Source organism: Pseudomonas marginalis, assembly GCF_001645105.1.
Lineage (GTDB): Bacteria > Pseudomonadota > Gammaproteobacteria > Pseudomonadales > Pseudomonadaceae > Aquipseudomonas > Aquipseudomonas petroselini.
On sequence record NZ_LKEG01000049.1, the window covers coordinates 62,239 to 81,239 of the forward strand.

The 19,001-nt window shown below is 60.0% G+C and carries 16 protein-coding genes and 1 pseudogene; 7 read left to right on the top strand and 10 right to left on the bottom strand.

All coding sequences use genetic code 11. The annotated features are described in order from the left end of the window. Positions 1–7: 7 nt before the first annotated feature. From AO064_RS21550 to AO064_RS21570, 5 genes are read right to left on the bottom strand one after another with little or no spacing between them, the layout of a single operon-like run. Positions 8–1,003 carry an AAA family ATPase gene (locus tag AO064_RS21550; RefSeq protein WP_064054604.1) on the bottom strand — a complete coding sequence of 332 codons (996 nt, stop codon included), beginning with the start codon at positions 1,001–1,003 and terminating at the stop codon, positions 8–10. Further along, positions 1,000–2,169 (bottom strand): DUF4350 domain-containing protein, encoded by a 1,170-nt coding sequence (locus AO064_RS21555; protein WP_064054605.1) that lies wholly within the window; start codon positions 2,167–2,169, stop codon positions 1,000–1,002. Before AO064_RS21555 ends, AO064_RS21550 begins: the two co-directional genes overlap by 4 nt. Then, positions 2,166–3,695: a DUF4129 domain-containing protein gene (locus AO064_RS21560; protein WP_064054606.1), complete on the bottom strand. Its 1,530-nt coding sequence runs from the start codon at positions 3,693–3,695 to the stop codon at positions 2,166–2,168. The genes AO064_RS21555 and AO064_RS21560 overlap by 4 nt, the downstream gene beginning before the upstream one ends. Next, positions 3,682–4,662, bottom strand: coding sequence for a stage II sporulation protein M (locus AO064_RS21565; protein WP_064054607.1), 981 nt, complete (start codon positions 4,660–4,662; stop codon positions 3,682–3,684). Before AO064_RS21565 ends, AO064_RS21560 begins: the two co-directional genes overlap by 14 nt. Next, positions 4,659–5,351, bottom strand: a complete 693-nt coding sequence (locus AO064_RS21570) for an RDD family protein (RefSeq protein WP_043205827.1) — start codon at positions 5,349–5,351, stop codon at positions 4,659–4,661. The genes AO064_RS21565 and AO064_RS21570 overlap by 4 nt, the downstream gene beginning before the upstream one ends. Before the next feature lie 167 nt (positions 5,352–5,518). Between AO064_RS21570 and sbcB the strand changes: the two genes are divergently transcribed. Beyond that, positions 5,519–6,946, top strand: coding sequence for an exodeoxyribonuclease I (gene sbcB / locus AO064_RS21575; protein WP_064054608.1), 1,428 nt, complete (start codon positions 5,519–5,521; stop codon positions 6,944–6,946). A 90-nt stretch (positions 6,947–7,036) separates the two neighbouring features. Here the strand turns inward: sbcB and mvaT are convergent, their stop codons facing one another. Then, on the bottom strand, positions 7,037–7,411 hold the full coding sequence (mvaT, locus tag AO064_RS21580; protein WP_005790963.1) for a histone-like nucleoid-structuring protein MvaT: 375 nt from the start codon (positions 7,409–7,411) through the stop codon (positions 7,037–7,039). A 350-nt stretch (positions 7,412–7,761) separates the two neighbouring features. Here mvaT and purU point away from each other — a divergent pair, with 350 nt between their 5' ends. After that, on the top strand, positions 7,762–8,610 hold the full coding sequence (purU, locus tag AO064_RS21585) for a formyltetrahydrofolate deformylase (protein ID WP_015885632.1): 849 nt from the start codon (positions 7,762–7,764) through the stop codon (positions 8,608–8,610). Positions 8,611–8,696: 86 nt separating this feature from the next. Continuing rightward, positions 8,697–8,867 (top strand): hypothetical protein, encoded by a 171-nt coding sequence (locus tag AO064_RS30990; protein WP_015885631.1) that lies wholly within the window; start codon positions 8,697–8,699, stop codon positions 8,865–8,867. A gap of 13 nt (positions 8,868–8,880) precedes the next feature. On the opposite strand, the gene AO064_RS31890 is transcribed toward AO064_RS30990, so the two are convergent. Together AO064_RS31890 and AO064_RS31895 are read right to left on the bottom strand one after the other, a co-directional pair. Continuing rightward, positions 8,881–9,645: a methyl-accepting chemotaxis protein gene (locus tag AO064_RS31890; protein ID WP_370636119.1), complete on the bottom strand. Its 765-nt coding sequence runs from the start codon at positions 9,643–9,645 to the stop codon at positions 8,881–8,883. A 93-nt stretch (positions 9,646–9,738) separates the two neighbouring features. Continuing rightward, positions 9,739–10,770 (bottom strand): annotated as a pseudogene (locus AO064_RS31895) (HAMP domain-containing protein); the annotation flags it as partial. 204 nt (positions 10,771–10,974) lie between these two features. On the opposite strand from AO064_RS31895, the gene AO064_RS21595 reads away from it, so the two are divergent. After that, positions 10,975–12,453, top strand: a complete 1,479-nt coding sequence (locus AO064_RS21595; RefSeq protein ID WP_064054621.1) for a helicase HerA-like domain-containing protein — start codon at positions 10,975–10,977, stop codon at positions 12,451–12,453. Between the two features lie 4 nt (positions 12,454–12,457). Here the strand turns inward: AO064_RS21595 and AO064_RS21600 are convergent, their stop codons facing one another. Continuing rightward, the gene (locus AO064_RS21600; RefSeq protein ID WP_015885628.1) at positions 12,458–12,913 is read right to left on the bottom strand and encodes a DUF721 domain-containing protein; all 456 of its coding nucleotides are present in this window, start codon (positions 12,911–12,913) and stop codon (positions 12,458–12,460) included. Between the two features lie 305 nt (positions 12,914–13,218). On the opposite strand from AO064_RS21600, the gene secA reads away from it, so the two are divergent. The 3 genes from secA (at position 13,219) to AO064_RS21615 (ending at position 18,260) form a co-directional block, all read left to right on the top strand. Then, positions 13,219–15,954 carry a preprotein translocase subunit SecA gene (secA, locus tag AO064_RS21605; protein ID WP_043205822.1) on the top strand — a complete coding sequence of 912 codons (2,736 nt, stop codon included), beginning with the start codon at positions 13,219–13,221 and terminating at the stop codon, positions 15,952–15,954. 123 nt (positions 15,955–16,077) lie between these two features. Next, positions 16,078–17,295: a bifunctional glutamate N-acetyltransferase/amino-acid acetyltransferase ArgJ gene (gene argJ, locus AO064_RS21610; protein WP_064054609.1), complete on the top strand. Its 1,218-nt coding sequence runs from the start codon at positions 16,078–16,080 to the stop codon at positions 17,293–17,295. A 20-nt stretch (positions 17,296–17,315) separates the two neighbouring features. After that, complete coding sequence (locus AO064_RS21615; protein WP_046035280.1) at positions 17,316–18,260, top strand: Nudix family hydrolase; 945 nt, start codon at positions 17,316–17,318, stop codon at positions 18,258–18,260. Between the two features lie 162 nt (positions 18,261–18,422). Here AO064_RS21615 and AO064_RS21620 read toward each other — a convergent pair whose 3' ends face one another. Continuing rightward, positions 18,423–19,001, bottom strand: a complete 579-nt coding sequence (locus AO064_RS21620) for a cob(I)yrinic acid a,c-diamide adenosyltransferase (protein ID WP_015885624.1) — start codon at positions 18,999–19,001, stop codon at positions 18,423–18,425.

Consider the following 19,001-nt stretch of genomic DNA (forward strand, 5'->3'; position numbering starts at 1 on the left):
GGGCGAGTCATTGCCGGGGAGCCGGGATCTGATCGAGCAGTTGCTTGAGCACCTGGTCGACCTCCAGCCCCTCTATATCCAGCTCGGGCGCGATACGCACCCGATGGCGCAGTACTGCCAGTGCACATCCCTTGATATCGTCCGGGGTGACGAATTCACCGCCGCGCAACAACGCACGGGCGCGGGCGCCGCGTACCAGGTCGATCGAGGCACGAGGCCCGGCGCCGATCGCCAGCCCCGGCCAGCTACGGGTGGCCCGTGCCAGGCGTACGGCATAATCGAGCACGTGTTCGTCCAGGGCCAGGTCACTGGCAATCTGCTGCAACTGCAGCACGTCCTCGGCCTGCAACACCGTGCGCAATGGGTGTACGTCCAGCATGTCGGCCCGCGACGAGCGCGTGACTTCGCGCACCATGTCCAATTCCTGCTGCGCGTCGGGGTAATCCATGCGCACCTTGAGCATGAAACGATCCAGTTCCGCTTCCGGCAGGGGGTAGGTGCCTTCCTGTTCGATGGGGTTCTGGGTCGCCAGCACCATGAACGGTTGGCCGATGGGCAGCGGCTCGCCTTCGAGGGTGACCTGCCGCTCCTGCATGGCCTCGAGCAAGGCTGCCTGGGTCTTCGCCGGCGCGCGGTTGATTTCGTCGGCCAGCAACAAGTGGGTGAACACCGGTCCCTTGCGTAGCTTGAACTGTTCGGTGTGAAGGTCGTACACGGCGTGGCCGGTGACATCGCTGGGCATCAGGTCCGGGGTGAACTGGATACGCGCGAAATCGCCATCAAAGCAACGCGCCAGGGCTCGTACCAACAAGGTTTTGCCCAGCCCTGGCACACCTTCCAGCAGCACATGGCCGCCGGCGATCAGTGCGGTCAAGACATCGTCGATCACCGCGTCCTGGCCAATCACCGCCTTGCGTAACTCAGTGCGTAGGGCCTGGGCTTGTCCGCTGGCGCGTTGCAAGGTTTCGCGGGGCAAGGCGGTGGCGCTTGGAAATTCGCTCATAGGGCATTCCTGAGGGTTTGCAGGCATGCCACCTGCCGGCTGAAATCGGCGCTGGAGAGCCGTTTTGCCGGGAGTGGGCCAAGGGCCTGGCCGATCACGTGAGAAGGTTGACGCGTCAGGTGTTCAAGCACCCGCCACTGTTCTGCGTTGTCGAGGTGTTCAAAACCTGGGTGACGGCGCCGTGCGGTGCGCAAGATATCGCGCTGTAGGGCATGCAGCAGCGTGCCATGGCCGCTACGGCGCAACAGGAAGTCGGCGCTGGCTTTCAGGTGTTCCTGCAATTGGCGACGGGCGTTGGAGGCGGGTGGTTGGACCGGGCCATGACGCATACCGGCCCGCCAAAGTGCCAGGGCAACCAGGGCAATGAGTGCCACCAGGGCTTGGGGGAAATACCGTAGCAATAAGGTGAACAGGTCGTCGAAGTCACTGTTGAACAGCAAGGTCACGGCGGTGCCCTGGTTCAGGTACCACAGCAGCCAGGCATTATCGTGCTTGCCTATGTTCGGGGTTTTCCACAGGTCGCTGTCGGTGATGACCGTGACGCTGCCTTCCCCGAGGTGGAGTTGCATCAGGTGAGTCGACTTTGCGCTATTGGCGGAAAATTGCGCCAGATGCTTGGGGTCGGTGAGGTTGAAGTCCGTGTCGAAACTGAAATACACCGGTGAGGTTTCATTGTCGACATAGAGCTTGGTCAGGTCCGGGGCTTTCTTTTTAGGCGGCTTTTCACGGGTGGGGGCGAGCTCGTCAGGCTCGTCACTCAAGGTCTGGTGGATAGGCAGACGATCGAGCAGCAGGTCGCCGCTTTTGCCGGTCTCTTCATCCCAGAGTGCCTCGGCCACCAATAGCAGGTGGCCGCCGGATTTTGCCCATCCCAGCAGTTGCTCCACCTGGCGGGGCGACATGTTACTGCGTTCGCTGAGCAGCAATAGGCTGTTGCCCTTGGCCGGCAGGGCCGTCAGCCGTTCCAGGCTATTGGCCTGTTCAACTGTCAGGCCTTGTTGGCGCAGAAAGTGTTCGGCCGCCAGGTAGGGGTTGGCCAAGGCTTCCGGGGAAGGGCCACGGTCCACGACTTCATCGTAGGGAATCGCCTTGCTCCAGGCGTAGTAACCACCCGCTCCAAGCAGGCACGCCAGCAATAACCCAACCCACAGTAATGGCCGGTTCATGGCTGGCTCCCTGAGTTGAACAGGGTGCGCCAGTCACTGCACAGTTTTTGCTGGGCGGTGAGGGGGGGAAGGCGATGGCCATAGGCGAGGTTTTGCCAGTGCCGAGTCAGCTCATCGCTGAAAGCCAGCAATTGCGGCTGCTGCAATTGGTTTACACGTGCCAGGACCTGACCTTCGGTGTCAGCGCTTTTCAGCGGCAGGCTGAAGTCATGCAGCAGTCGGCTGAGAAGGCCCCGATACAGCAGGCCGAGGGCTTCCCTGGGTTGGGTGGCCCACAGCTGTTCCGCAGCGCTGGCGACATCGTCGGGCAGGGTCTCGACGCCCAGTTCAAGGCCGAACAGTTGCGCAGGTAGGGGGGCGACGGTTTTCGGTTTGCGAGGCCCCCGCCGAGTGACGAAGGTGCGCAACCATTCGCGATACCGCCACGCGAGCATGATCAGGCTACCGATCAGAAGCCCCCACAACAGGACTTCCAAACCTTGGGCGATGTGTTTGAAGGTATTGCTGTTGAGGTTGTCCAGCAGCGCCTTCAGCCAGGCCGGAAGTCTGCCATCACTGTGAGCCTTGTTTTTAGTGGCGGGTTGTTCTTCGCCGAAGCGATAGCGGGTGACGGTTTCCGGGTTTTTGAAGGGCGGCTTGTCCAGTATCACCTTTACGGACTGGCTCGCACTCTGGGTGCTCAGCGGCTTGGGTGGACTGGAAGGATCGGCCATGACGGGCTGACTGAATGGCAGCAACGTTAACCCGATCATCAGTAATAGCAACGGCACCACACTGCTCAGGCGTTGGCGAAGACGTCGGAAGACCAACTCCAAGTCCCAGGCTTCCAGTGCGGTGCGGCGGTTAAGGTAGAGGCTGAAACCGCAGGCGACGTAGATCGGCTCCCAAAACACCAGGATCAAGGCATAGAAGGCGTTGCCCAGGTGTTCCAACCAAAGCCCTTCCGCGCTTGTCGCCAGTGCCAGGCGTTGCCAGTCCCAATCCGTCTCGATGTTTTGGGGAATAAAGAAATAGAACAGCGCCATGCAACCAAACCACAGGCCGATTTCCAGGTGCACCCCGACGGTGGTCAGCCAACGTGCGGCGCCGGCGTTGCGTTGCTGCAGTACGCCCAGGCGTTTTTGGCGTGCTGGGCCATCCAGGCCTTCGAGTTGGCTCACAGGCATTAAAAAGCTTCGGCTCAGGCTGAGCCGTCGCCAGGTCAGGCTGGCCAGCAGCTGGCCTTTGAGCAGGCTTGGCCACTGGCGCACCGCCTGCTTGACGCTGGGCGTTTCGCCAAACAAGGCCTTGGACAGGATGTACAGCGGCAAGCGGTCAAAGGCGGGCTTGAGCCACCAGAACAGGAATATCGCCGTAGACGGGTACTGCCACAGCAGGGCAGTGAGTAAGGCAAACACTGGCAGGGTGACCAACGCCCAACTGCTCATCAATAGCAGGCGGTGTTCCCGTGCCATTAGTACGCCAAGGTCCATGGCCTCCCAGGCAGTACGGGGGCGGATTACCACGCTGGCATCACTCAGGCGCATGGTGGGTCCTTCCGGCAACGCTCAGGTAAACGATCACCAGCAGCCACAGGACAGCGCCCACCAGGTATTTGACCCAAGGGGTTATCGCAGTGGTGGATGACCAGTAGGCCTCGATGAAGGCAGCGATCAGTAGGAAGATCATGACGCCGCACAACATTTGCACGCTCTTGCGCGCCGCCAGCCGTAAGGATTCACCACGGGTCAACTGTCGCGGAGCGATCAGCGCCCAGCCCAACTGCAAACCGGCGGCACCGGCGAGGGCGATCGCGGTCAGTTCGAATGCGCCATGGCCGATGACGAATGACCAGAAGGTCTGGCCATAGCCGATTTCGGTCAGGTGCCCGGAGACTGCACCGATGACCAGACCGTTGAAAATCAGAAAGAACACGCTGCCCAGGCCGAACAATAAGCCGGCGGCAAATGTCTGGAACGCGATACCGATGTTGTGCATCACGTAGTAGCCGAACATCATCCAGTCTTCGCTCGATGCTCGCTTGGCGGCGCGGCCCAGGCGGCTGGCGTCGGGGTCATACATGCCCTGCATCTCGGCCACTTGCTGGGGGCTGACGATGCTGTAGATCAGGTCCGGAAACAGGTACACCAGCAGCGCGATACCGATCAGGCTGCCAAAGAACAGCAGGCTTGCTATCAGCACGAAACGCCACTGTTCCCGCACTAACCGAGGAAAATCGGCGAGTACGAACCCCAGTACATTGGCCGCCAATTGGCTGCGATGGCGGTAAAGTTGTTGATGGCCGCGCAGGGCCAGTTGCTGCAGTGGGTCTACCAGATAGCTGCTGTAGCCACGCTCCTGGGCCAGGGCCAGGTGCTGGCACAGGCGTCGGTACTGATGGGGGAAGTCAGCCACGTCGTCGGGCTTGGCCTTACCTTGCTCCAACTGTTTCAGGTGTTCGGCAAAGGCTTGCCATTGGGGCTGGTGGCGGCTTTCGAAAAGGCTCTGCTTCATGTTGGCCCCAACAGGCCACGGGCCACGCCGTTGAGTTGCTCTACAGCGCGAGCCGGGGATACCTGCAAAGGGGTGGCGAGAATCGAAGCCAGCTCGTGAACGCGCTCGGTGGACAGTTCAGTCTGGCGTTCCGCGAAGGCAAGGATGGCCCGTTGTTCGCTCAAGTCCAGGGCAAAGGGCAGGCGCAAGGCTGCAGCTTGAGGTATCTGGGGGCGCTCCAACGGCTGCTCTCGGTAAATCACCAGTGTGCCGGCGGCCAGGTCGCCCAGGCGCTTGAAGTGGACATGCTGCAGGCAACTGATAGCGCCGAGGAAATAGCCGAATGGCAGCATGTCGACAAATCGCAGCAGGTTACGGATCAGTGACGCGGACCAGCTAATCGGGGTGCCGTCATCTTGTACGACACGTAACCCCATGACCTGTTTGCCGGGCGAGCATCCCTGGTTAAGCACCTCGAACAGCACCATGTACCACCAACTGATCAGGAACAGCAGCAGCGAGCCCAGGCCGATACCGACGTTGCCCAGCAAGGCCAGCGGTACCAACAGAATACCCATGATGACTCCGCGCAAACCCAAGTCAAAGGCGAAGGCCAGCACGCGTGGCACCAGGCCGGCCGGGCGCAGTGGCAGGTCGATGCCCTCCGGGGTCTCGATCTGGTAGCGGGTGTCCAATGGGGCTGACGGCATCGCGATCCTTGGCAGTGCAGAGTGGCTGGAAGACACGGATGCTAGCAGTGTCGGCGATGGAAGCAACCATTCAAGGTTTTGCTGGATGTTTGTACAGTGCATTTGGTGCTGGTCGCGGGGGTTGTTCAACGCCTAGACTTTGACGATCTTCAGTACAGGAAAAGCCCGTGACCTCCATTTTCTGGTACGACTATGAAACCACCGGTATCAACCCGCGCAGCGACCGCCCACTTCAGGTAGCCGGCATTCGTACGGACCTCGAACTCAACGAGATCGGCGCGCCGGTCAATCTTTATTGCCAGCCCAGCGACGATATCCTGCCCCATCCTGTCGCCTGTGCGATTACCGGTATCACCCCCGCGATACTCGCGGAAAAAGGCTTGGCCGAGGCCGACTTCATGACGCGGGTGCACACTGAACTGGCCGCCCCGGGGACCTGCGGCGCGGGTTACAACACCTTGCGGTTCGACGATGAAATGACGCGCTACAGCCTGTATCGCAATTTCTTTGATCCTTACGCACGGGAATGGCAGGGCGGTAACAGTCGCTGGGATTTGATCGATGTCGTCCGCACGGCCTACGCCCTGCGCCCCGAGGGGATTGAATGGCCACAGCAGGATGGGCGCGTCACGCTCAAGTTGGAACGCCTGACCGAAGCCAACGGTATCGACCATGGTCAGGCGCACGATGCGTTGTCCGACGTACGCGCCACGATTGCCCTGGCTCGACGGGTTCGTGAGAAACAACCCAAGCTGTATGAATGGTTGTTTCAGCTGCGCAGCAAGCAACGGGTGATGGACCAGGTGCGCTTGCTGCAACCGATGGTGCACATCTCCGGGCGCTTTTCCGCCGAGCGTCATTACCTGGGGGTTGTGCTGCCGCTGGCATGGCACCCGCGCAATCGCAATGCCTTGATCGTCTGCGACCTTGGGCTCGACCCGCAAGGGTTGCTGGACCTTGATGCCGACACGCTGCGCCAACGTCTTTATACCCGCCGTGAAGCGCTGTCGGAGGGCGAACTGCCGGTACCGCTCAAACTGGTGCATATCAATCGCTGCCCGGTGGTTGCTCCCCTGAATGTGCTACGGGCAGAAGATCGTGAACGCCTGCACTTGGACATGAATATTTATCAGGAGCGAGCGCTGCGGCTAACTGACGCACAGGAAGTTTGGCGCGATAAGTTAGCGGCCATTTACGCCGAAGAGGATTTCGCGGCGAGTGCTGACCCGGAACAACAGCTTTACGACGGTTTTATCGGGGACCGGGATCGGCGTTTATGTGAACAAGTCCGCACGGCCGAGCCTGCGCAATTAGCACGCCAGCAGTGGCCATTTGATGATCACCGTTTGCCTGAATTATTATTTCGCTACCGTGCACGTAACTTCCCCGATACCTTGAACAGCGAGGAGCAACAACGCTGGAAACTTTTTTGTCAGCAACGTTTGTCCAGCCCGGAATGGGGCGCACCGAATACCCTTGACGCATTTAATCAGGCTCGGCAGGAGTTTGCCGTTAGTGCGACGTCGTTTCAGCATGGGGTGCTGGAGCAATGGCAGGAATATGCGGACACTCTCGCCGCGAGGATGAATCTGTAATCGGGGTTCACAGAATAGACAGGCAATAAAAAACGCCAGCAGGCTGGCGTTTTTTAATGTGTCGCGTATCAGGCGCGAGCCTGGCGAGGCTTAGCCCAGCAGGGTAGCCCAACCTTCAACCACGTCACCGCCCCACTTGGCTTTCCACTCTTTCAGCGTTTTGTGGTTGCCACCTTTGGTTTCAATCACTTCGCCGTTGTGCGGGTTCTTGTATTGTTTGACCTTGCGAGCACGCTTGGTGCCGGTAGTTTTCACAGCGCCGCGCGGTGCTTTAACTTTCGACTCTGGATCCAGCAGCGCGATGATGTCACGCAGGGATTTGGAGTATTCACCCATCAGGGTGCGCAGTTTGCCTTCGAATTCCAGCTCGGTTTGCAGTTTGTCGTCTTGGGACAGGTTCTTCAAACGGGCTTGCAGCTCTTTGATAGCTTCTTCGGTGGCACGGTATTCGTTGATCAGAGACATGTGGACTACCTTATGTAGAGCGCTGATTGACAGGGATAGTGGCCCAATAATAGTCAGGCGGTATGCCCAAGTAAACATTTAAGGTCGCATTTATGTGAATTACTTTAAATGTTTGTAGCAATGCTATGCATTCGAGTTAATTACAAGGGCGTAGACCTAAAGACAATTCTCCTGAAATGCGCGGAACAACCGTAGGGTGGCGAAATAGATTCATATAAAGGTGGTAAAACCTTAGCTTCTTAAGGGGCAAGGCGTGGGCCGGCGATCAGAATAAGCGTTAACGGATACTGCAGTTTTCCTGCGCAATCGCTAGAATGGCGGCCTTTGCGAAGTTCTGGAGTTTCCCCCTAATGCGCACTTTTCGGCTGGTGATTGCTTGCCCGGACCGGGTCGGCATCGTTGCCAAAGTCAGTAACTTTCTGGCGTCCCACAACGGTTGGATCACCGAGGCGAGTCATCACTCGGACAATCTCAGTGGTTGGTTTTTCATGCGTCATGAGATCCGTGCCGATACGCTGCCCTTCGGCCTTGAGGCTTTCCGCGAGGCATTTGCGCCGATCGCCGAAGAGTTTTCGATGACCTGGCACATCACCGACACCGAGCAGAAAAAACGCGTGGTGTTGATGGCCAGTCGCGAATCCCACTGCCTGGCTGACCTGCTGCACCGCTGGCACAGTGATGAACTGGATTGCGAGATCGCTTGCGTGATTTCCAACCACGACGACCTGCGCAGCATGGTTGAGTGGCATGGCATCCCGTATTACCACGTGCCGGTCAACCCGCAGGACAAGGAGCCGGCCTTCGCCGAAGTCTCCCGCCTGGTCAAGCAGCACGAAGCCGATGTCGTGGTGCTTGCGCGCTACATGCAAATCCTGCCGCCGGAGCTGTGCCGCGAATACGCCGGCAAGGTGATCAACATTCACCACAGCTTCCTGCCGTCGTTCGTGGGCGCCAAGCCTTACCATCAGGCTTCCCTGCGTGGCGTGAAGCTGATCGGCGCGACGTGCCACTACGTCACCGAGGAGCTGGACGCCGGTCCGATCATCGAGCAGGACGTGGTGCGTGTCAGCCACAGCGACAGCATTGAAGACATGGTGCGTTTCGGCCGTGACGTCGAGAAGATGGTGCTGGCCCGTGGCCTGCGTTACCACTTGGAAGACCGCGTGCTGGTGCACGGCAACAAGACGGTGGTGTTCTGACCGACCTGTTGTGATTGAAGAATGAAGGGCCTGGGCGTTAAATCGTCCCAGGCCCTTTTTCTTTGCGTGCCGTTGAGGAGTGAGCAATGAGTGATCCGCTGGACAAAGCCACATCAAAAGCCCCGGCGACGGTGGGCGAGGGGTGTTTGAGTCGATTTGATCCGGATGACTTGGACAGTGAGGACGGCACCGATTTTCCCGGTGCCGCCCAATTGTGGGAGCGGGAGCAGCGTAAACCCGAGCCCGAGGGCGAGTAACTGCCCGCCAGGATCAGATTCGGAAGCTACCGACCAATTGCTTCAATCGCGCGGCCTGTTGCTCGAGGTCGGCACAGGCGCGCAGCGTGGACTGCAGGTTTTCCACGCCTTCCTGATTAAGGGTGTTGATCTCGGTGATGTCCATGTTGATCGACTCGACCACCGAGGTTTGCTCTTCAGTGGCGGTGGCGACTGACTGGTTCATGCCATCGATCTCGCCGATGCGCTGGGTCACACTGTTCAGGCGTTCACCGGCCAGGTTGGCGATGTCTACACTGTCGAGGCTGTGACGCTGGCTTTCACTCATGGTGCTGACCGATTCCCGGGCACCGACTTGCAGTTCCTCGATCATCTTTTGCACTTGTTGCGCTGATTCCTGAGTGCGATGCGCCAAGTTGCGCACTTCGTCCGCGACCACCGCAAACCCACGTCCGGCTTCGCCTGCGCGAGCCGCTTCAATGGCTGCGTTCAGCGCCAGCAGATTGGTTTGTTGGGAAATACTGGTGATCACCTCAAGAATCTGTCCGATGTTCACGGTTTTGCTATTGAGCGCTTCGATGTTGCTGCTGGAAGCACTGATCATCGCTGACAGCTGGTTCATCGCCTGGATATTGCGCTCGACCACGTGCTGGCCGTCTTCAGCCAGATGCCGTGCATCGCTGGCTTGATGGGAGGCTTGCGCGGCATTGCGCGCGATTTCCTGGGCCGCAGCCCCCAATTCGTTGATGGCAGCGGCGACGCTGCTGGTGCGGTTGGCCTGCTCGTCGGAGTTGACCATCGACGAGTTGGAGGCACTGACCACGCGCAGTGCCACCTCATTGACCTGTTCAGTGGCCGAGGATACTTCGCGGATCGACGTATGAATCCGCTCCACGAAGCGGTTGAAGGCGTTACCCAGCGTGCCGAATTCATCGTGATTCTGGATCGTCAGGCGTCGGGTCAGGTCGCCTTCGCCGTCGGCGATGTCCTGCATGGCGCGGGTCATCACATGCAGTGGTTGCAACAGGATGCGGATCAGCATGCCGAGCAGGGCGATGATGATCACCACGGCAATGAGCGTGGCGATGACCGCCGAAGTGCGGAATTCGCTGAGCATGGCGAAGGATTTGTCTTTATCCACTGCAATGCCGAGGTACCAGTTCACGGAAGGCAGGCCCTTGATCGGTATAAAGGTCACGATAGTGTCCTTGCCGTTGGCCTCGACTTCGCTGAAGTCCGGGCTGATCTTCGGGGTGTTTTTTGGATACACGTCGGCCAGGGTCTTCATCACCAGGTTTTTGTCCGGGTGTACCAATACTTTGCCATCGGCACTGACCAGGAACGCATAGCCCATGCCGCCGAAATTCAGCGCGCCGATGTTATCCACCAGGGTTTGCAGGCTCAGGTCGCCACCGACCACGCCGATGCTCTGGGTGCCTTGGGTGCTGGGAGTGGCAACGGAAATGATCAGCTTGCCGGTGGCGGCATCGATATAGGGTTCTGTCAGGGTTGAGCCGTTGCTGCTCTGGGCGCCCTTGTACCAGGGGCGGACGCGCGGGTCGAAGCCGTCTGGCATTTTGGTATCAGGGCGGATGGTGAAGGCGCCTTTGCTGTCGCCGACGTAGGTCGCCATGAAGGCAGAGGTCAGCGCTTTCTGTTCCAGCAGGCCGGCAACCACGGAAGGCTCGGGGTTGATGGCGATGTTTTGCGCGGCGTTTTCCACCAGGGCAATGCGCCCTGTCAGCCAGGTTTGAATGTTGCTGGCGGTGACATCACCCATTTCATGCAGGTAGTTGTTGAGGTCGTCGCGAATGGCGTTGCGTTGCAGGTAGTCGTTATAGAGGGTAAACAGCGCGAATGCGGCGATGACGATAAGGGAGGCTGCAAGCAGGATTTTATGGCTGAAGCGCAGATTTTTATTCATGGCTTGTAGGGTCCGCTAAGGTCTTAATATCCGAAGCGCGTCCTTATGGGATGCGCAAAATGGCAGCGTCAAAAAAGGTGTGATACTTCTTGTGATAGTTCTGTGGGTCCCTGTAGGAACTACCTGACCTATTTTTGGACTTTGTGGGTCTCACATAAGCCTGTATCGACTTGGCGATACTAAAAATTAACCATGGGTGACGAAATGCTTGACTCCACGCAACTCCTTATCGGTGCAGACCTTTCCGGCCAGCCCATCGCCCAGGCCATGCGCCTGGCCAACCGTCACGGGTTGATCGCCGGCGCCACCGGCACGGGCAAGACCGTCACGTTGCAACGCCTGGCAGAGGCCTTCAGTGATGCGGGCGTGGCGGTGTTTGCCGCGGACATCAAGGGTGACCTGTGCGGCCTGGGTGCTGCGGCGAACCCTCAAGGCAAGGTTGCCGAACGTATCGCCGGCATGCCGTTCCTCAATTACACCGCCAAGGCTTATCCGGTCACGCTGTGGGATATTCACGGGCTATCCGGTCATCCACTGCGCACCACCATCAGCGAAATGGGCCCGTTGTTGCTCGGCAGCCTGCTGGAACTCACCGACAGCCAGCAGTCGGCCCTTTATGCCGCGTTCAAGGTGGCGGATCGCGAAGGCCTGTTGCTGCTGGACCTCAAAGACCTCAAGGCACTGCTCAACCACCTGCGCTATCACCCGGAGTTGTTGGGGGAAGACGCGGCACTGATGACCACCGGTTCCAGCCAGGCACTGTTGCGCCGCCTGGCGGTGCTGGAACAGCAGGGTGCCGAAGCGTTGTTTGGCGAACCGGCCTTGCAGTTGGAAGATATCTTGCAGCCCACCAGTGACGGGCGCGGGCGCATTCATCTGTTGGACGCCAGCCGCCTGGTGCACGAGGCACCCAAGGTGTACGCGACGTTCCTGCTGTGGTTGTTGGCGGAATTGTTCGAGCAACTGCCCGAGCGCGGTGACGCCGACAAACCGCTGCTGGCGCTGTTTTTCGATGAGGCGCATTTGCTGTTCGCCGACACGCCCAAGGCGTTGCAGGATCGTCTTGAACAGGTAGTGCGGCTGATTCGTTCCAAAGGCGTGGGTGTGTATTTTGTCACCCAATCGCCCGGCGACCTGCCGGACAGCGTACTGGCCCAGCTCGGCCTGCGTATCCAGCATGGCCTGCGGGCGTTCACCACCAAAGAGCAAAAATCCCTGCGCGCCGTGGCTGAGGGTTTTCGACCAAACCCGGCATTTGATGCGTTGTCGGTATTGACCGAATTGGGCACGGGTGAGGCCTTGGTGGGCACTTTGCAGGAAAAGGGCACGCCGGAAGTCGTGCAGCGTGTATTGGTCGCACCGCCGCAATCGCGGATCGGGCCGCTCAGCGACGCCGAACGCGCCGCGTTGGTGGCCCGTTCACCGTTGCAAGGGCGTTATGACAAGCCGATCGATCGTGAATCTGCCTATGAAGTGCTGATGTCGCGCAAGGAACTGGGGCCGACCGAGGACGCCAAATCGGCCAGCGACGAGCCGAGTTTCACCGACAAGGCGGGAGCGTTTCTGGGCACCACGGCCGGCAAGGCCCTGAAGTCAGCGATGCAACAAGCCGCCAACCAGATGGGGCGGCAACTGGTGCGGGGTTTGTTGGGGTCGCTGTTGGGCGGTAGCAAGCGAAAATAGCGCGTCAGGGCTTGGGCTTGGCGTGGGCGGCGAGCCTTTCAAGCGCCGCGCGCAAGCCCGGGTTGCTGATGCCCTCGGCCGTTGCCTGAATGGTTTCGGCCGCATTCGTCGATAGATCGTGAGTATGCTCGGCCACCGCCGGCAGCGTAGTGGGCGGTTGTACTTTGAACTGGACCCGGGTCAGGCCGGCAAATTCATCAAACGCCATCAATTGACGTTGCAGGCGTTTTTGCTGATAGCGCAAACGCGTTGCCCAGTGGCCATCTGTGACAATTAGCAGCAGGTTGCCTTCGCGCCAGGACGCCACGCGGCAATGTTCGCGCGCAGCCGGTTGCAGCTGGCTTTCGAGCAGGCGTTGCAGATGGCCCAAGCGTTGCGCATGGCCAAAGATGGCTTTCAACGGCTTGGCATCGCGAAGCAACACGGCAGGAGCGCGGGCTGTCAGGGGGCGAAATGCCATTATTGGACACCTAAAGTAACAGAGCGGCCATCTTAGCAGAAAGCACCTCTACGCCCCCACGCCATGCCTTTCTGGGGTTTTGTTCGTGAAATCAATTGGTAACTTCTGCCCTCCATGGGTTGAAGTTCCAGCAAAAGCCCTTATTTTAAACAAGCCCTCTCACCGCCTCATGCCAGCATCAGGGAATAACGCCACTTTCCTCACCCACGATTCCGGGTAGAATGCGCGTTCGCATGCGGCCGTGAGGGCTGCTCGGGCCACTGACGGTGCGCCCTCCATCCCTATGTGTGGAAGAACCTGCCGATATGTTTGCGCCTTTGTTAAAGAAACTTTTTGGAAGCAAGAATGAGCGCGAAGTCAAACGCATGCTCAAGACGGTGCAGCTGGTCAATGCCTTCGAAGAGCAGATGGTTGCCCTTTCGGACGAGCAATTGCGCGCCAAGACCGAAGAGTTCAAGGCCCGCATAGCTAAAGGTGAGACCCTCGACAAGCTGCTTCCCGAAGCCTTTGCGGTCGCCCGTGAAGCCGGTAAGCGTGTCATGGGCATGCGCCACTTCGACGTCCAGTTGATCGGCGGCATGACCTTGCACGAAGGCATGATTGCCGAAATGCGTACCGGTGAAGGCAAGACCCTGGTAGCAACCTTGGGTGTTTACCTCAACGCACTGTCCGGCAAGGGCGTGCACGTTGTGACGGTGAACGACTACCTGGCTCGCCGGGATGCCAACTGGATGCGCCCGCTGTATGAATTCCTCGGCCTGACCGTCGGCGTGGTAACGCCGTTCCAGCCGCCGGAAGAGAAGCGCGCGGCCTACGCCGCCGACATCACCTACGGTACCAACAACGAATTCGGTTTCGACTACCTGCGCGACAACATGGCGTTCAGCATGGAAGAAAAATTCCAGCGCGAACTCAACTTTGCCGTGATCGACGAAGTCGACTCCATCCTCATCGACGAAGCCCGTACCCCGCTGATCATCTCCGGCCAGGCCGAAGACAGCTCGCGCCTGTACACCGAGATCAACAAGTTGATCCCGCGTCTTGAGCAGCACATCGAGGAAGTGGAAGGCGTGGTGACCAAAGAAGGTCACTTCACCATCGACGAGAAGACCCGCCAGGTCGAGCTCAACGAAGCCGGTCACCAGTTCGTCGAAGACATGCTGACCCAGATCGGCCTGCTGGCTGAAGGCGAAAGCCTGTACTCGGCCCACAACCTGGGTCTGCTGACCCACGTGTATGCCGGCCTGCGTGCGCACAAGCTGTTCCATCGCAACGTCGAGTACATCGTGCAGGATGGGCAGGTGGTGCTGGTTGACGAACACACCGGCCGTACCATGCCGGGTCGTCGCTTGTCCGAAGGCCTGCACCAGGCCATCGAAGCCAAGGAAGTGCTCAACATCCAGGCTGAAAGCCAGACGTTGGCCTCCACCACCTTCCAGAACTACTTCCGTCTGTACAACAAACTGTCCGGCATGACCGGTACGGCCGACACCGAAGCGTTCGAATTCCACCAGATCTACGGTCTGTCGGTCGTGGTTATCCCACCGAACAAACCGCTGGCGCGTAAAGACTTCAACGACCTGGTGTTCCTGACCGCCGAAGAGAAATACGCGGCGATCATAAACGACATCAAGGATGGCATGGCCCAGGGGCGCCCGATCCTGGTAGGTACCGCCACTATCGAAACGTCCGAGCACGTGTCCAACCTGCTCAATAAGGAAGGCATCGAGCACAAGGTCCTCAACGCCAAGTTCCACGAAAAAGAAGCCGAAATCATCGCCCAGGCCGGTCGCCCAGGCGCACTGACCATCGCGACCAACATGGCCGGTCGTGGTACCGACATCCTGCTGGGCGGTAACTGGGAAGTGGAAGTGGCCTCCCTGGACAACCCGACGCCTGAGCAGATCGCCCAGATCAAGGCTGATTGGCAGAAACGCCACCAGGCCGTGCTGGAATCAGGTGGCCTGCAGGTGATCGCTTCCGAGCGTCACGAATCGCGCCGTATCGACAACCAGCTGCGGGGTCGTGCCGGTCGTCAGGGTGACGCCGGTTCCAGCCGCTTCTACCTGTCGCTGGAAGACAGCCTGATGCGCATCTTCGCCTCGGACCGCGTGAAGAACTTCATGAAGGCCCTGGGCATGCAGTCCGGTGAAGCGATCGAGCACCGCATGGTGACCAACGCCATCGAGAAGGCGCAGCGCAAGGTTGAAGGCCGCAACTTCGACATCCGTAAGCAACTGCTCGAGTTCGATGACGTCAACAACGAACAGCGTAAAGTGATCTATCACATGCGTAACACGTTGCTGGCCGCCGACAACATTGGCGAAACCATCGCCGATTTCCGTCAGGACGTGCTCAACGCCACCGTCAGCGCGCACATTCCGCCACAGTCCCTGCCTGAGCAGTGGGATGTTGCCGGCCTGGAAGCCGCGTTGAAGAACGACTTCGGTGTCGAGTTGCCGGTTCAGCAGTGGCTGGACGAGGACGATCACCTCTACGAAGAGACCCTGCGCGAGAAGCTCATGACCGAGCTGCTGGCGGCGTACAACGAGAAAGAAGAGCAGGCGAGTGCCGAAGCACTGCGCACCTTCGAGAAGCAAATCGTACTGCGCGTGCTGGACGACCTGTGGAAAGACCACCTGTCGACCATGGATCACCTGCGTCACGGCATCCACCTGCGTGGCTACGCCCAGAAGAACCCGAAGCAGGAGTACAAGCGCGAGTCGTTCACGCTGTTCTCCGAACTGCTGGATTCGATCAAGCGCGATTCGATTCGCGTGCTGTCCCACGTTCAGGTGCGTCGCGAAGACCCGATCGAGGAAGAAGCCCGCCTGCGCCAGGAAGCCGAGGCACTGGCTGCTCGCATGCAGTTCCAGCACGATGAAGCACCGGGTCTGGACGCTCCTGAAGTATTGGGCGAAGAGATCGATGTGGCCCTGGCTCAAACCCCGGTTCGCAACGATCAGAAGCTGGGCCGTAACGAGCTGTGCTATTGCGGTTCGGGCAAGAAGTTCAAGCACTGCCACGGCCAGATCGAATAAGATTTCCGCCTGACGCTGTAACACCCCGCGCCGCGACCGGCCTCTGCCGTCGCGGCGTTTTGCCATTAATTTCACCGTCGCTCACGACGGCACAGACATCACCTATTTTTAAGGAGCGCATTCATGGCTGTTGGTCTTGGTCCTTTGCCCACGTTGCACCCGGTTGCCGGTTTTGAACTCGGTATCGCTTCGGCCGGCATCAAACGCCCGGGGCGCAAGGATGTGGTGGTGATGCGCTGTGCCGAAGGCTCGACCGTCGCCGGCGTGTTTACCCTCAATGCGTTCTGCGCCGCGCCGGTGATCCTGGCCAAGCAACGCGTGGCCGGCACGATCCGTTACCTGCTGACCAACACCGGCAATGCCAACGCCGGCACCGGAGAGCCGGGCCTGGTAGCTGCCGCGCGCACCTGCGCCAAGCTGGCCCAGTTGACCGGCGTGGACGCCAGCCAAGTGCTGCCGTACTCCACCGGTGTCATCGGTGAGCCGCTGCCGGTGGAAAAAATCGAAGGCGCACTGCAAGCCGCGCTGGACGACCTGTCTGTGGATAACTGGGCCGCCGCCGCCACCGGCATCATGACCACCGACACCCTGCCAAAAGGCGCGAGCCGCCAGTTCGTGCACGATGGCGTGACCGTCACGGTCACCGGCATCAGCAAGGGCGCGGGCATGATCCGCCCGAACATGGCCACCATGCTCGGTTACATCGCCACCGACGCCAAAGTCTCCCGCGATGTGCTGCACAGCCTGATCCTGGACGGTGCCAACAAGTCGTTCAACCGCATCACCATCGATGGCGACACCTCGACCAACGACTGCTGCATGCTGATCGCGACCGGCCAGGCCAACCTGCCGGAAATTACCTCCTCCAGCGGCCCGCTGTTCGCGGCGTTGAAGCAGGCCGTGTTCGAAGTGTGCATGGACGTGGCCCAGGCCATCGTGCGTGACGGCGAGGGCGCGACCAAATTTGTGACGGTTGAAGTCAACGGTGGCGGCAACCATCAGGAATGCCTGGACGTGGGTTACACCGTGGCTCACTCGCCGCTGATCAAGACTGCGCTGTTCGCCTCTGACCCGAACTGGGGCCGTATCCTGGCAGCCGTCGGCCGTGCCGGCGTGCCGGACCTGGACGTGAGCAAGATCGACGTGTTCCTCGGTGATGTGTGCATCGCCAGCCGTGGCGCCCGTGCTGAGACCTACACCGAAGTGCAGGGCTCGGCGGTGATGCAGCAGGAAGAAATCACCATCCGCATCGAGCTGGGTCGCGGCGAGTGCAGCGAAACCATCTGGACCACCGACCTGTCCCACGAGTACGTGAAGATCAACGCGGAATACCGTACCTGACAGACAAGAGGAAAATCGCGGTGAAACGAGTGCATGTAGCAGCAGCGGTGATCCGCGGTGTCGACGGCAGGATTCTGCTGGCGCGCCGCGCCGATACCCAGCACCAGGGCGGTCTCTGGGAGTTTCCCGGTGGCAAGGTGGAGGCCGATGAATCGGTCGCCAGCGCTCTGTCCCGCGAACTGCAGGAAGAGCTGGGTATCCAGGTCACCACGGCACGGCCGCTGATCAAGGTGCAGCATGACTACCCGGACAAGCAGGTGTTGCTGGATGTCTGGGAGGTTTCGGCGTTTACCGGCGAACCGCAGGGTGTCGAAGGACAACCGCTGGAGTGGGTTGCCCCTCGGGACCTCATCAACTATGAGTTTCCGGCGGCCAATGCACCGATCGTTGCGGCGGCGCGCTTGCCTGCCGAGTACCTGATCACGCCAGGCGAGCTGGAAACCCCGGCGTTGTTGCGTGGCATCCAGAAAGCCATCGCGGGTGGCATCAAGCTGGTGCAACTGCGGGCGCCCAACGGTTACGACCCCAAATACCGCGACCTCGCGGTCGACGCGGTGGGCCTGTGCGCGGGCAAGGCCCAACTGATGCTCAAGGGACCGTTTGAATGGTTGGGGGACTTTCCTGCAGCCGGCTGGCACATGACGGCGGCGCAACTGCGTAAATACGCGAGTAAGGGCCGCCCACTGCCGAAGGATCGCTGGCTGGCGGCTTCGTGCCACAACGCTGAAGAGCTGGCGTTGGCGCAAATGATGGACGTGGATTTTGTCACGCTGTCGCCGGTGCAGCCGACTCAGACCCATCCTGACGCGCAGCCGTTGGGTTGGGCGCAGGCGGCGGAGTTGATCCGTGGGTTCAGCAAGCCGGTGTTTCTGTTGGGCGGGGTAGGACCTGCCGAGCGGGAACAGGCTTGGGAAGCTGGCGCTCAAGGTGTGGCGGGAATTCGCGCGTTCTGGCCGCAAACTTAACGCGGACCTGTAGTGAGCGGGCTTGCCCCGCGCTGGGCTGCGAAGCAGCCCCAAAAAGGCTGCCGCGTAGGCTCAGACACAACACGCTGTGTGGTTTTGGGGCTGCTTTGCAGCCCAGCGCGGGGCAAGCCCGCTCACTACAGGTTTGGCGTTTTTATTGGGTTAGTGGGGCTTCGCTGCTGCCTGCCACAACACTTCGGCTACACCCTGGCGCTTGGCGATTACCCTGGCGGCCACAAAGAGTAAATCCGACAACCGATTGATATACGCCAACCCCACGCCTTCCAGCGGCTCCAGCGCATTCAACTGCTGACACCGACGCTCCGCACTGCGCGCCAGGCTACGGCACACATGGGCTTGGGCGATCAGCGCCGAGCCACCCGGCAGGATGAAGTTCTCCAGCGGCCCCACTTCTTCATTCCAGCGATCAATCGCCGCTTCCAGCCGATCCACTTCCGCCGCATTCAAGGCTTTGTACTCTGGCATCGCCAGCTCGCCGCCCAGATCGAACAATCGATGCTGGCAAGGCGTCAGTACCTCGATCACGTCCTGCAAGCCCGGATGCTGTCCGCCGAGTGCTTCGAGATAGGCCAGCAGCAAGCCGAGCTGACTGTTCAGCGTATCCACTTCGCCAATGGCTTCCACGCGTGGGTGGTCCTTGGGCACGCGGCGGCCGTCGCCCAGGCCGGTTTCGCCCTTGTCGCCGGTGCGCGTGTAGATTTTCGACAGGCGAAAGCCCAT

Excerpts from the sequence above, each read along its gene's own strand:
- AO064_RS30990 (WP_015885631.1), top strand. The coding sequence starts at position 8,697 with ATGAGTGATCCGCTGGACAAAGCCACATCAAAAGCCCCGGCGACGGTG.
- secA (WP_043205822.1), top strand. The coding sequence starts at position 13,219 with ATGTTTGCGCCTTTGTTAAAGAAACTTTTTGGAAGCAAGAATGAGCGC.
- AO064_RS21595 (WP_064054621.1), top strand. The coding sequence starts at position 10,975 with ATGCTTGACTCCACGCAACTCCTTATCGGTGCAGACCTTTCCGGCCAG.
- AO064_RS31890 (WP_370636119.1), bottom strand. The coding sequence starts at position 9,645 with ATGGTCAACTCCGACGAGCAGGCCAACCGCACCAGCAGCGTCGCCGCT.
- AO064_RS21560 (WP_064054606.1), bottom strand. The coding sequence starts at position 3,695 with ATGCGCCTGAGTGATGCCAGCGTGGTAATCCGCCCCCGTACTGCCTGG.
- AO064_RS21620 (WP_015885624.1), bottom strand. The coding sequence starts at position 19,001 with ATGGGCTTTCGCCTGTCGAAAATCTACACGCGCACCGGCGACAAGGGC.
- purU (WP_015885632.1), top strand. The coding sequence starts at position 7,762 with ATGCGCACTTTTCGGCTGGTGATTGCTTGCCCGGACCGGGTCGGCATC.
- AO064_RS21550 (WP_064054604.1), bottom strand. The coding sequence starts at position 1,003 with ATGAGCGAATTTCCAAGCGCCACCGCCTTGCCCCGCGAAACCTTGCAA.
- AO064_RS21555 (WP_064054605.1), bottom strand. The coding sequence starts at position 2,169 with ATGAACCGGCCATTACTGTGGGTTGGGTTATTGCTGGCGTGCCTGCTT.
- argJ (WP_064054609.1), top strand. The coding sequence starts at position 16,078 with ATGGCTGTTGGTCTTGGTCCTTTGCCCACGTTGCACCCGGTTGCCGGT.
- AO064_RS21565 (WP_064054607.1), bottom strand. The coding sequence starts at position 4,662 with ATGAAGCAGAGCCTTTTCGAAAGCCGCCACCAGCCCCAATGGCAAGCC.
- AO064_RS21570 (WP_043205827.1), bottom strand. The coding sequence starts at position 5,351 with ATGCCGTCAGCCCCATTGGACACCCGCTACCAGATCGAGACCCCGGAG.
- AO064_RS21600 (WP_015885628.1), bottom strand. The coding sequence starts at position 12,913 with ATGGCATTTCGCCCCCTGACAGCCCGCGCTCCTGCCGTGTTGCTTCGC.
- mvaT (WP_005790963.1), bottom strand. The coding sequence starts at position 7,411 with ATGTCTCTGATCAACGAATACCGTGCCACCGAAGAAGCTATCAAAGAG.